The 12,291-nt window shown below is 64.6% G+C and carries 9 protein-coding genes and 1 pseudogene; 9 read left to right on the top strand and 1 reads right to left on the bottom strand.

Features of this window, described 5'->3' with window-relative positions; translation table 11 throughout:
* Window positions 1–117: pseudogene (locus AWB68_RS47430) on the top strand (IS5/IS1182 family transposase); the annotation flags it as partial.
* A gap of 388 nt (window positions 118–505) precedes the next feature.
* Here the strand turns inward: AWB68_RS47430 and AWB68_RS38740 are convergent.
* Window positions 506–1,627 (bottom strand): porin, encoded by a 1,122-nt coding sequence (locus tag AWB68_RS38740; protein ID WP_087649499.1) that lies wholly within the window; start codon window positions 1,625–1,627, stop codon window positions 506–508.
* 445 nt (window positions 1,628–2,072) lie between these two features.
* On the opposite strand from AWB68_RS38740, the gene AWB68_RS38735 reads away from it, so the two are divergent.
* The 8 genes from AWB68_RS38735 to AWB68_RS38700 all read left to right on the top strand — a co-directional run bounded on the left by AWB68_RS38735 (window position 2,073) and on the right by AWB68_RS38700 (window position 12,031).
* On the top strand, window positions 2,073–2,660 hold the full coding sequence (locus tag AWB68_RS38735) for a DUF2889 domain-containing protein (protein WP_087649498.1): 588 nt from the start codon (window positions 2,073–2,075) through the stop codon (window positions 2,658–2,660).
* Between the two features lie 199 nt (window positions 2,661–2,859).
* A complete protein-coding gene (locus AWB68_RS38730; RefSeq protein ID WP_200828918.1) occupies window positions 2,860–5,694 on the top strand; it encodes a LuxR C-terminal-related transcriptional regulator in 2,835 nt (944 codons plus the stop codon).
* 301 nt (window positions 5,695–5,995) lie between these two features.
* Window positions 5,996–7,876, top strand: a complete 1,881-nt coding sequence (locus tag AWB68_RS38725; RefSeq protein WP_087649496.1) for a feruloyl-CoA synthase — start codon at window positions 5,996–5,998, stop codon at window positions 7,874–7,876.
* 45 nt (window positions 7,877–7,921) lie between these two features.
* Window positions 7,922–9,061, top strand: a complete 1,140-nt coding sequence (locus AWB68_RS38720; RefSeq protein ID WP_087649495.1) for an acyl-CoA dehydrogenase family protein — start codon at window positions 7,922–7,924, stop codon at window positions 9,059–9,061.
* Between the two features lie 34 nt (window positions 9,062–9,095).
* Window positions 9,096–10,280, top strand: a complete 1,185-nt coding sequence (locus AWB68_RS38715; RefSeq protein ID WP_087649494.1) for a lipid-transfer protein — start codon at window positions 9,096–9,098, stop codon at window positions 10,278–10,280.
* Window positions 10,281–10,307: 27 nt separating this feature from the next.
* Window positions 10,308–10,748: a MaoC family dehydratase N-terminal domain-containing protein gene (locus AWB68_RS38710; RefSeq protein ID WP_087649493.1), complete on the top strand. Its 441-nt coding sequence runs from the start codon at window positions 10,308–10,310 to the stop codon at window positions 10,746–10,748.
* A 13-nt stretch (window positions 10,749–10,761) separates the two neighbouring features.
* Window positions 10,762–11,178: a MaoC family dehydratase gene (locus AWB68_RS38705; protein ID WP_087649492.1), complete on the top strand. Its 417-nt coding sequence runs from the start codon at window positions 10,762–10,764 to the stop codon at window positions 11,176–11,178.
* Window positions 11,179–11,206: 28 nt separating this feature from the next.
* Window positions 11,207–12,031 (top strand): SDR family NAD(P)-dependent oxidoreductase, encoded by an 825-nt coding sequence (locus AWB68_RS38700; protein WP_087649491.1) that lies wholly within the window; start codon window positions 11,207–11,209, stop codon window positions 12,029–12,031.
* The last annotated feature ends 260 nt before the right edge of the window (window positions 12,032–12,291 follow it).

The raw sequence follows: 12,291 nt of genomic DNA, 5'->3' as shown, positions 1-12,291 counted from the left end.
CTGAAACGGCAGTTTGGATATATGAAGGCGCGGTACCGCGGCTTGGCGAAGAACACGGCTCAGATCGAAACGCAGTTCGCGTTGGCCAATCTGTGGATGGCGCGCAGAAAGCTGTGAAGAGCAATGAAGGACGAAGACGTACCGCAAAAGCGGTACGCCGGTTGCCCAGGCGCAACAGAATGCCGTCCAGCGCGGGGCAAATGACGATGCAATCTTCATTCTGAGTGTGCCAGTTAGATATCCAGAGCAGAAAACGGGTTGTTCAGACCTTCCCTTACTTTCTTTGCAGCAGCAAAGAAAGTGAGTCCCGCCCCGGACAGGGGCAGAGCCAATAGACCACTAAGAAAACAAGTTCCCTGGAAGCGCATCAACATCAAACGGTGTAAGAAGCGACAGCCGCACCCCACCCCCAACCCCAAGCCGATGAATTCACCGCCGCAAGCCCAAAAGCCAGCGCCCCACCATCCACCCGCTCGAGGTTAAAAAAACGCCCGCCGCGAAGGCATCAGAATCGATGTGTCATCCCCACAAGCCCGAGGATCTGCTTCGTGCCCGGCTCCGTGACGCTCACGCCCGGCCAGCTCGCCGTCGCGCTTCCGTTGTTCTTCAAGTAGCCGGCACGCATATAGACGCTCGTGCGCTTCGACAGGTTGTGATCGGCACCGACCTCGATGCCTAGCGTGTTGTCGTGCACCCCGCGAACGCTGCGCTCGATGCCCGCGATCTCGATCGTATCGAACGGTGTCGCCTGAATCGTTGCGCCGAGTTCCGCCTCGCCGATCGAATGCGCAGCGTTCAACACCGCGGCAAGCGATCTCGCAGGCGCATCCTTCGGTTTCACATACGTGTAGTTAAACTGCAGATTCACGATGCCGATGCGATACGCAAGCGCACCCACGAAGTGTTCCGTCCCAAGAAGATTCAAGGCTGCGGGCAGCATCGGGAGAGTCTCCTGTCCAGGATGCTGATACTGATAGCCGAGGCCGGCGAAGAAGCCATAGCCCGAATAGGTCGCGGCGACATCGAGGATGTTGCCCAAGCTCGCCGGCACGGGCTGCGTGACCGTCGTGGAGAGCGCGTACATGCCGTAAAACTGGACACCTCCCAGATTCGGCGACGCGTAAGCGACGGAATTGCTGCTGCGGCCGGCGGAATACTGCGTGGCGAGCGTGTTCCGGTCCACGGCGAGCACCGAGACGGCGAGCGGCGAAATGATCTCGTTCGCGCGGAACGGATCAGCCGGATAGATCGCGCGGAACGTCGGCTGGTACTGACGGCCGAAGGTCAGTGAGCCATAGCTGTCGTGAGTCAGCCCGACCCACGACTGCCGATAGAACAACGCCGTGGTATCCGCGAAGAGCGTGCCGTTGTTGAGGTTGAATCCGGTCTCGACATCGAATTGCGCCTTCAGTCCGTTGCCGAGCTCTTCATTGCCCTTCAAGCCGAACTGCGAACCCGTGTTGCCGCCGCTGCGTTCGGACCAGGAATGTGTTCCTCCATTGCTGAGGTACTGGATAAACGTATCTGCAACCCCGTATAGCGTTACGCTCGACTGTGCCGCCGCGCTGCCGGCCGCGAGTATCAGGGTGGCCCCACAGGCACCCTGGCTGATAAAGCTAAAACGCATGCATGTCTCCTCTTTTTTGGTTTGCGCTCCCAGCGGATCTGGTTGCAAGGTCCTTCAGCACGCCAATGCCCGCTGGCTGGCGGGAATCGATGAAACTCCGTACGGCCAAAATCAGCTACTACCGCGTGGTCTTTCGAGGCCAACGGATCGTGGCATCCCTGAACGCCCGATCCGTGCTTCGAGATCAGTCATGCAAATCGACAAACGATTCGATATGCGGCAATACTGCAGTCACGCCGATGCGCTTCCCCCACCCGCACGGGGTGGGAACGGGAATACCCCGAGGCACGCGAAGGGGGACAGCGACAGAGCCGTGGCGGTGTGGCGAGCGGGTGTTTGCGGCCATCCCACCCCAGCCGGGTGGTGACTGCTTCGGCGGTTCGCGAGACTATCGGGACACGCGGCGAATTTCGCGTCCGACTCCACTCCAGCAGGTGACATCCCCATGACCGAACTGCCATCCGATCAACCCAAGCGCCGGCTCCTGCATACGCGCCACATCGTCTGTTCGGGCTATGCGCGAAGTGATGGACTGTTCGATATCGAAGGCCGCATGCAGGACACCAAGGCCCACCACGCCAACCTCATCTACAAGGAAGTGGCGGCCGGCGGGGCGATTCACGACATGCGCATCGTCGTGACGATCGACGCGAAGCTCGTGATTCGCCGCATCGAGGCGCGCACCGAAGCGGCCCCGACGCCGTCGTGCGCGGAGATCGGCGCGGCCTACGCGAGTCTCGTGGGCCTCACGATCGGCGCGGGTTTCATGAAGCACGTGAAGGACCGTCTGGGTGGGTCGAAGGGATGCACGCACCTGAGTGAACTGCTCGGCCCGATCGCCACGACCGCCATTCAGACGATGATCAACATGCCGGATGGGTTGAGCCCCGGAGATGGCGCATCGGGCGTGCCGACGCCCGGGCCGGCCATGGTCGATAGCTGTCATGCATGGCGCGCCGGGGGCGATGTGGTGAGGTTGATGTCGTCGGGAGGGTTGTCGCGGATCGTATCGTCGGCGCGGGATGCAGGTTGAGCGCCGGCGCTTGCGGTTGGGGTTAGGGTTAGGGTTGTCTGCGCCGTTCGTTGCGCTTCGGCTTCGATGGAACTTGCATGGGTATCGGTCCACCCCGCCCACGCGGCACTGCGGGTAGAATGACCCGATCATGATTCGTCCTCTGGCAAGCTGCCAGAACCGCCCTGGGCCGATCACCATGCCGCAGCATTCCGCTCCAATGGACGAACCCACACGCACTGGCGCCGCTGGCGCGTCCACCCTCTCCTCCCGATCGGTATCGCCGCGAGGCACCGCGCGCATCGTCGCGCGTGAACGCCTCCTTACGCAATTGATCGAGGCCCGGCGCAGGCGTTGCATCGTGATCCAGGGCCCCGCCGGTTGCGGCAAGACAACCTTGCTCGTCGCCTGGCGGGAAGCGTTGCTGCCGATCGGCTTCGACGTCGCGTGGCTCACCCTCGCCGTGGACGACGACCTCACGCAATTTCTCGACTACCTGCTCGCCAGCGTCGCGCAGATCGATCCCGTCATCTGCCGGGAAGCCACGCTCCTCGGCGGTCGCGGCATGGACGAAGAGACCGTCGAGCGCTCGGTGATCGCGCTGGTGCGCGGCATCGCGAGCCACCCGGCCGACCTCGTGCTCGTGCTGGACGACCTGCACCACCTCACGAACGGCCGAAGCCACGAAGCGCTGCAGTGGCTGCTGGACTACGCGCCGCCCAATCTGCACGTCGTGCTGGTGTCTCGTGGCACCGTGCCTCTTTCGCTCGGCCGGTTGCGCGATCAGGGGCTTCTGCTCGAACTGGACATGCGCGACCTTCGCTTTACCGTCGCCGAATCCGAGGAGTTCCTGAAGGCACATCTGGGCGACATCAATCGCCGCGATGCCCGCCAGCTGCACGAGCTCACGGACGGCTGGGTCGCGGGACTGCAGCTTCTCGCCATGCGGCTGACCAGAAAGAATCGCGACGCGACCGACATCGCGTCAGCCGACCCGCTCGCGCGCACCCAGCTTCGCGATGCGCATGCGTTCGCCGCGTATTTCGAACGCGAAGTGTTGTGCCGTCTTTCGCCGCAAGAGGTGGAGTTGCTGACGCGGATGGCGACGTGCCTGCGAGTGTGCGCGTCACTGTGCGTCGCGCTCGTCGGCGACGAAGAGCCGTCCATCGAAGTGATCTCGCTGCTCACGCGGCTGGAAAGCGAGAATCTTTTCATCGCCACCATCGAGAGTTCGCGCGGCGAGACCTGGTATCGGCTCAACCCGCTCTTTCGAGAAACGCTGCTCGACCGCTTTCGGGCGCGCAGCGAGTTACAGCAGCGCACGGTGCATATCGCGGCATGGCACTGGTTTCGCGATCACGACCAACCCGAAGAGGCCGTGCGTCATGCGCTGCTTGCCGGCGAATCCGCCGCGGCTGCCGACCTCGTTCTGCAGGTCGCGCGGCCGATGCAGGTCCGGGGCGACATGCGCAAGCTGGTCGCGCTGATCCGCCTTCTGCCTGTCGCCGATGTCCAGGCACGCATCGGACTTCGATTGTGGACGGTGCACCTGCATCTCTATGCACGCGAGTTCGAGGCGTGCGCCGCCGGAATCGCCCGCCTGAAAGACGACATCCCCGAATCCGATACCTACTCGCGATTCCGGCTCCAGTTGCTGCAAGCGGCCCTCGCGGTGCAGCGCGACGACTCCGACGAACTCCTCACCATGCTCCCGCAACTGCTCGAGGCGCCCGCCAGCGCCGACAGCCTGATTCTCGGCGGCCGGAACAACATTCTGTCGCTGCTGTACGCACGCCGTGGCGAATACGAACGCGCACGCGCCGTCCAGACCGAAGCGCCGCCGCTTCTGGTGGACGGCGCGCCGCTCATGGGAACCTCCACGGGCATGCTCAACGGCCGCAGCATCATCGGTCTCAGCTACGCGCTGGAGGGCAGGTTCATCCACGCAGAACGCCTGTGCCGCGACGTGCTGTTCGAAGCGGATCAACGTGCCAGCTCCGCCACCGAAGCCTCGTCGCTCGCGGTAGCGGTGCTGGGCGAAGTGCTCTATGAGTTCGGCGAACTGGATGCCGCGCGCAAGCTGCTCGAGGAGCGGGTCGACGTCCTCGAACGCGTGTCCATTCCCGACGCGGTGCTGCGGGCGCTCACTGCGCTGTCGGCCAGCCACTGGGCCATCGGGCACCGGCTGGACGCCGACGCGTACCTGGAGCGCCTCGAGGAATACGCATCGCACCACGGCCTCGACCGCCTGCTGGCACACAGCCTCGCCGAGCAGTTGCACAGAAACCTGCTCTGCGGCCAGTTCGACGACGCCGAGATCCAATTGGCACGCCTCGACGCGATCGCGGCCCGCATCCCGCCGGCGCGCCCGGGCACGCTCGCCGAAGTCGAGGCGATCGCGGCGCGATCGCACATCGACTGGTGCATTGCGCAGGAGGATTTCGACGAAGCCGCCGCGCGGCTGCGACCGCTGATTGCGCTGTGCGATGCGCGCGGCTGGCAGCGGCACGTCGTCCGCTTCCAGATGCAGGGCGCCGTGGTCGATACGCGGCGCAATCGGGCGGGGCCGGCGCGTCAGGCGGTTCTCGCCGCGCTGCGCAGCGGGCACCGACTGGGGCTCGTACGCAGCCTGCTCGACGCGGACCCGGGCGCATTGGCGCTTGTCGAACAGGTGCTTGAAAGCGCACCCCAGGACTCCGTACTTTCTTTCTATGTCGGCCGCTTGCAGGCAGCGCATCGCAAGGCGTCCGCGGACGCTGCCGTGTCCAGCGCGCGGGCCAGCGCCAGAGGCGCCCCGGCGAGCGGCGCGGAATTGCTGAGCGAGCGTGAGACCGAAGTCGTGCGCCTGCTTTCGCAAGCTTTGCCGAACAAGAAGATCGCCCGGACGCTCGGCATCTCGCCGGAAACCGTCAAGTGGCATCTGAAGAACATCTACGGGAAGCTCGCCGTGTCGAGCCGCGATGAAGCCGTCGCACGGATACGGGATCTCGCGCTTGGCGGCGATGGCGCCTTTACCTCCTCCGGTTCGGGTTCTGGTTCTGGCGAAATCGGCTAAGTGCTGATTCACACCGTTTGATGTTTTCGCGCTTTCATGGGACTTGTTTTCCTGGTGCTTGGCTCAAGCCAACGCCAATACGAGTTCCATAGAAGCGCGAAACTTCAAACGGCGTAAACACCAACCCCCGCCTAACCCCAAGCGCCAGCGGCCCTGCTACCCGCTACGGGTGGTTCATTCTTCTGCGCGAACCACTATTCTTGAACACGAGGGGTGATGCCGAAAGCGCGCCCCACGGCATACCCACAAAATCAAAACGCGATGCGCATGTCCATGCGCGTCCATGCAGGAGACAAGCGCAATGACTACGCTCACGGCTGACGAACACGTATCGGCTCCCTATCGCCGCGTGCGCTTTCCCGAGCGGCGCACGCTCGTCGAGCGTCGTGCCGACGGCACGCTGATTCTTCGCTCGGCGACCCAACCTGCTCCCATCGTCGAGAATAGCTTCGTCGAATTCATTCCGGTCTGGGCAGAAAGCCGCGGCAGCATGCCGGCGTTTTGCGAGCGCGATCAAGCGGGCAACTGGCGCTCGGTCAGCTGGAGCAAACTCTGGCACCAGGTGCGGGCCGTCGCCGCATCATTGCTCTCGCTCGGGCTCGATCAGGATCATCCGCTGATGCTGCTGTCGGGCAACTCGATCGAAGAGGCCGTGCTGCTGCTCGCGGCCGAGTATGTGGGCATTCCCACGGCGCCCGTATCGCCCGCCTACTCGATGCTTAGCCGCGACTTCGCTCGCGTCAGGGGCGTCGCGGGACTCTTCCCGCCGGCCGCGGTGTTCGTGCAGTCGGGCGCGCGTTTCGAGCGTGCACTCGCCGCTCTCGAACTGGGTGCGGCACCCGTGATCGCCGTATCCGACGCCGCGCCCGGTCAACTCGCCTGGGCCGACCTGATCGCGACCGAATTGTCGCCGGAGCGCCTCGCCGCAGTCGACGCCGCGCATAGGGCCACGCGCATGGACGACACCGTCCGCGTGCTGTTCACCTCCGGCTCCACCGGGGCACCCAAAGCGGTGCGGCTCACCTACCGCAATTTCAAGACCGTAGCCGCCTACTACGCCGAGAACCTCGGCTGGCTGCGCGACAGCCCGCCCGTGTTTCTCGACTGGCTGCCGTGGCACCACGGTCTGGGCGGCGTGCTGAACCTCGGACGATCGGTGCAGTTCGGCGCGACCCACTATATCGATGACGGACGCCCGCTTCCCGGCCTCATCGAACGCACGGTGCGCAATCTTCGCGAGGTGTCGCCGACCATTTTCACCAGCGTGCCGTCGGCGTGGGCTGTCCTCGCGACCGAGCTCGAGCGCGACCCCGTGCTGGCGCGCAACCTCTTTTCCAACGTTCAGTACCTGGGCTACGGCGGCGCGAGCCTGCCAAAAGACGTGTGGCTGCGCATCCAGCGCGTGGCCGCGCGGACCGTCGGCGAGCGCATCGTGTTCTCCACGGGCCTCGCCTGCACGGAGACGACCGGAATGGGCACCTACTGCGGCTGGCCTTTCGCTGCAATCGACAACATCGGCACCCCCGTGCCCGGTTCCGAGGTCAAGCTCCTGCCGGTCGACGGCGGCGACGGACGCTACGAATTGCGCATGCGCGGCTCGCACGTCTTTGCCGGCTACATCGGCAACCCCGAACTGACCGCCGCCGCATTCGACGAAGAGGGCTTCTTTCGCCTGGGCGACGCCGTGCGGCTCGCCGATCCCACCGATCCCGCCCAGGGCCTCCTCTTCGCTGGCCGGGTCGTCGAGGATTTCAAGCTCATGAACGGCACCTGGGTGCGGACCGGCTCCGTGCGGCTTGCTCTCATCGACCAGTGCGCACCCCTCATCACCGACGCCGTGATCTGCGGCCATGACCGTGACTTCCTCGCCGCGCTTGCGTGGCCCAACGTGGCGCAATGCCAGCGACTGGCTCCCGAACTCGCCGGCCTCGATGCGGCGGCGCTGGCCGTGCATCCCGTCGTCGTCGCCGCGCTCGGCGAACGCCTGCGTGCGCAGAGCGCGGGCGGTGCCAGCCTCACCGTCGAGCGCGTGATGCTGATGGCCGAGCCGCCTTCGATGGACGCCAACGAAATCGCGGACAAGGGCTACGTGAACCAGGCGGTGACCCGCGCCCGCCGCGCACCGCTCATCGATCAGCTGTACGACGCCGAACCGGCTCCCCACGTCGCCCGCATCCGCTGACGCGCGGACAGGCCCGAACGCCACACTCACATTCAGGACATTGCAATGCAAATCACCCGTACCGTTTTCCGCGACGACCACGAAATGCTCCGCACCACCGCGCGCCGCTTCCTCGAACGCGAATGCGCCCCCAAGGTCGCGGAGTGGGACAAGGCCGGACGCGTCGATCGCGAGACCTGGCTCAAGGCCGGCCGCGAAGGCCTGCTCTGCCTCACCCTGCCGACCGAATACGGCGGCGGCGGCGGCGACTTCGGCCATGCGGCCGTGTTCAACGAGGAAGTCAACCGCGCCGGGCTGAGCGGCCTGGGGTTTGGCGTGCACTCCGACATCATCGCGCCGTACATCGCCCGCATCGCCAATGAGGAGCAAAAGCAGAAGTGGCTTCCGAAGGTGTGTTCCGGCGAATACATCCTCGCGATCGCCATGACCGAGCCGGGCACCGGCAGCGATCTCAAGGCCGTGCGCAGCACAGCCGTGCGCGACGGCGACGAGTACGTGATCAACGGCAGCAAGACCTTCATCAGCAACGGACTGAATGCGGACCTGATCATCGTCGTCTGCAAGACCGACCCGAGCGCCGGCGCGAAGGGCGTGAGCCTGATCGTGGTCGAGGCACACCGCGACGGCTTCCGGCGCGGCCGCAAGCTCGACAAGGTCGGCCAGCATGCACAGGACACCGCCGAGCTCTTCTTCGACAACGTGCGCGTGCCGGTCGCCAACCGTCTCGGCGAGGAAGGCAAGGGCTTCGCCTATCTGATGGCCGAATTGCCCCAGGAGCGGCTTTCGATCGCGATCGGCGCGGCCGCCCGGCTCGAAGCCTGCCTCGACCACACGCTGAATTACGTGAAGGACCGCAAGGCCTTCAACCAGACGGTGTGGGATTTCCAGAACACCAAGTTCAAGCTCGCCGACGTCAAGACCCAGGCGACCGCCGTGCGCCTCATGGTGGATCACTACCTCTCGGAACATGTCCGCCGGCGCCTGACGCTCGAAGAATCCGCGATCGCCAAGCTCTTCGCGACCGAAACGCTCGGAAAGGCACTGGACGAAATGGTCCAGTTGCACGGCGGCTATGGCTACATGCTGGAGTACCCGGTCGCCCGCGCGTTCGCCGACGCCCGCGTGAACCGCATCTATGGCGGCACGAGCGAAGTCATGCGCGACCTCATCTCCCGCAAGCTGTAAATCGAACATCCAAAACCATCAAGGAGCAAAAGATATGAGCCGTAAAACCTTCGTTGCCGGTGTCGGCATGATCCCGTTCAGGAAGCCCGGCATGAGCGAGCCGTATGACGTCATGGGTGCGGGCGCCGTCCGTCAGGCACTCGCCGACGCCGGTATCGACTACGCCGACGTGCAGCAGGCCTACGCCGGCTATGTGTACGGAGATTCCACCTGCGGCCAGAAGGCGCTCTACCACGTCGGCATGACCGGCGTCCCGGTCATCAACGTCAACAACAACTGCGCTACCGGCTCGTCGGCGTTGTTCCTCGCGCGGCAGGCCGTGCAAAGCGGCGCGGTGGACTGCGCGCTTGCCGTCGGCTTCGAGTTCATGCAGCCGGGCGCGCTGTCGTCGAAATGGAACGACCGGGCGCCCGCGCTCGAACGCGCGCTGGACCTCGTGAACGAACTCGTCGACCGTACCGATCTTCCGCCCGCGATCCGCCAGTTCAGCGGTGCCGGCCGCGCGCACATGGAGAAGTACGGCACGAAGATCGAGACGTTCGCGAAGATCCGCGCGAAGGCGAGCCAGCACGCGGCACGCAACCCGCTTGCCGTGTTCCGTAACGTCGTGACGACCGAGGACGTGCTGGCGTCGCCGATGATCTGGGAAGGCGTGCTGACCCGTCTCATGGCCTGCCCGCCGACCTGCGGCGCCGCTGCCGCGATCGTCGTGTCCGAGGAATTCGCCCGCAAGCGCGGCCTGCGCACCGATGTGCTGATCGCCGGACAGTCGCTCACCACCGACCTTCCCAGCACCTACGACTCGCGCGACATGATCCGCGTCGTCGGCTTCGACATGACGCGCTCGGGCGCGAAGCTCGCCTACGAGCAGGCCGGTGTCGGTCCTGAAGACATCGACGTGATCGAGCTGCACGACTGCTTCGCGCAGAACGAACTGCTGACCTACGAAGGCCTTGGCCTCTGCGGCGAAGGCGAAGCCGAGCGGCTCGTGAACGACGGCGACAACACCTACGGAGGCAAGTGGGTGGTCAATCCGTCGGGCGGCTTGCTGTCGAAGGGCCACCCGCTCGGCGCGACCGGCCTCGCCCAGTGCTACGAGCTGACGCACCAGATGCGCGGTACCGCCGAGCAGCGGCAGGTGGAAGGCGCGAAGGTCGCGCTCGCGCACAACCTGGGCCTGGGCGGCGCCTGCGTCACCACCGTGTACAAGGCGGCCTGAGCCGAATTCACCGACGGAGAGTTCGACATGATCGACAAGAAATTCATCGGCAAGGCGATTCCCGAGTTCCGCACCGTGGCCGAAGCCGGCCAGTTGCGATTCTTCGCCAAGGCCACCGGGGAGACCAACCCGATTTACTTCGACGAGTCGGCGGCCCGCGATGCGGGGCACCCCAGCCTGCCGCTGCCGCCCACGTTCCTTTTCTCGCTCGAACTGCACCAGCCGGACACGCGCTGGCGCGACGAGATCGGCATCCGGGTCGCGCGCATCCTGCACGGCGAGCAGTCGTTCACTTATCACCGTCTCGCGCATGCGGGCGACGTGCTTCGCTTCGAAACCCGCATCGCCGACATCTACGACAAGAAGGGCGGCGCGCTCGACTTCGTGGTGCGCGAAACGCGCGTGACCAACCAGCACGGCGAGCATGTTGCGGACCTGCGCAGCGTGCTGGTGCAACGCAACGGCTGAACGGAGAACACGAATGAGCACATTGACCTTCGACGCCATCGAGGTGGGCGGCACGCTGCCGCCGCTTACGCTCGCGCCCATCAACCGCACGACGCTGGCGCTTTTTGCGGGCGCCTCGGGCGACCACAACGCAGTCCACATCGATACGGACTTCGCGCGCCGCGCCGGGATGCCCGACGTGTTCGCGCACGGCATGCTCTCGATGGCCTACCTCGGGCGCCTGTTGACCCTCTGGGTCGATCAGCGGCAACTGCGCCAGTTCGGCGTGCGCTTCGTCGGCATCACGCATCTCGGCCACCAGATCACCTGCAACGGACGCGTGGTCGAGAAGTTCGAGGTCGACGGCGAGCGGCGCGCAAGACTGGAAATCCATACGACCAACCAATATGGCGAACCACGCGTCCTCGGCGACGCGGTGATCGCCTTCTGATACCGATTGATTCAAGGAGACATGCAACATGGGAAAGCTTGACGGCAAGGTGGCACTCGTAACCGGTTCGGGTCGCGGAATCGGCCGCGCGATCGCGGAGAAACTCGCAAGCGAAGGCGCGCGCCTCGTGATCAACGACCTCGACGCCGATCCGGCGCACGAAACTGTCGAAGCGCTGAAGAAGATGGGCGTGGAAGCAGTGGCGTGCGTGGGCAACGTCAGCGCACCGGACTTCGCCGATCGCTTCGTCAACACGGCGATGAGCGCGTACAAGGGCATCGACATCCTCGTGAACAATGCGGGCTACACGTGGGACGACGTGGTTCAGAAGATGACTGACGAACAGTGGTACGCGATCATCGACTGCCACATGACCGCGCCGTTCCGGATCCTGCGTGCCGCCTATCCGCACGTCAAGGCACTGCATGCCGCCGACAAGGAGGCCGGCCGCGAGGTGTATCGCAAGATCGTGAACATCTCTTCGACGTCTGCGCTGAACGGCAACGCGGGCCAGATGAACTATTCGTCGGCCAAGGCCGGCGTGATCGGCATGACGCGTGCGCTCTCGCGCGAGTGGGGACGCTTCAACGTGAACGTCAATTGCGTGGCGTTCGGGCTGATCCACACGCGCATGACATCGGCTGATGCGAAGGACGGGGCTACGGTCAAGATCGACGGGCGGGACATTCGCGTGGGCGTCAATCCTGAGGCGCTCAAGTCGCATGCGCAGCGTAATCCGCTTGGGCGCGGTGGCACGCCGGAGGAAGCCGCGGGCGGCGTTTATCTGTTCTGCTCGCCGGAGTCTAACTACATTACCGGGCAGACCATCGCGGTTGCTGGGAATTTGCAGTAGCCGTTGGTGCTTGAGGTCGGGCTTTCAACCGTTTGATGCGCTCAGGCTTCCAGGGAACTTGTTTTCTTAGTGGTTTATTAGCTCTGCCCCTGTCCGGGGCGGGACTTACTTTCTTTGCTGCTGCAAAGAAAGCAACTGTATTAAAGGTCAAGCACGAGAGCATAAAAGGGTCATGCTTTTGGCGGGTTCCAGGTTGTGGAATCGCGCATCATGGCGTTGAGGCGGGTGAGCATCTTGCGCATGCCGGCGACGAAGGCGAC

This window comes from Caballeronia choica (assembly GCF_001544535.1).
Taxonomy (GTDB): Bacteria; Pseudomonadota; Gammaproteobacteria; order Burkholderiales; family Burkholderiaceae; genus Caballeronia; species Caballeronia choica.
This window is presented reverse-complemented; position numbering and strand designations above follow the sequence as displayed.

Coding starts and splice junctions, on each gene's coding strand:
- AWB68_RS38740 (WP_087649499.1), bottom strand. CDS start 1,627: ATGCGTTTTAGCTTTATCAGCCAGGGTGCCTGTGGGGCCACCCTGATA.
- AWB68_RS38735 (WP_087649498.1), top strand. CDS start 2,073: ATGACCGAACTGCCATCCGATCAACCCAAGCGCCGGCTCCTGCATACG.
- AWB68_RS38730 (WP_200828918.1), top strand. CDS start 2,860: ATGGACGAACCCACACGCACTGGCGCCGCTGGCGCGTCCACCCTCTCC.
- AWB68_RS38725 (WP_087649496.1), top strand. CDS start 5,996: ATGACTACGCTCACGGCTGACGAACACGTATCGGCTCCCTATCGCCGC.
- AWB68_RS38720 (WP_087649495.1), top strand. CDS start 7,922: ATGCAAATCACCCGTACCGTTTTCCGCGACGACCACGAAATGCTCCGC.
- AWB68_RS38715 (WP_087649494.1), top strand. CDS start 9,096: ATGAGCCGTAAAACCTTCGTTGCCGGTGTCGGCATGATCCCGTTCAGG.
- AWB68_RS38710 (WP_087649493.1), top strand. CDS start 10,308: ATGATCGACAAGAAATTCATCGGCAAGGCGATTCCCGAGTTCCGCACC.
- AWB68_RS38705 (WP_087649492.1), top strand. CDS start 10,762: ATGAGCACATTGACCTTCGACGCCATCGAGGTGGGCGGCACGCTGCCG.
- AWB68_RS38700 (WP_087649491.1), top strand. CDS start 11,207: ATGGGAAAGCTTGACGGCAAGGTGGCACTCGTAACCGGTTCGGGTCGC.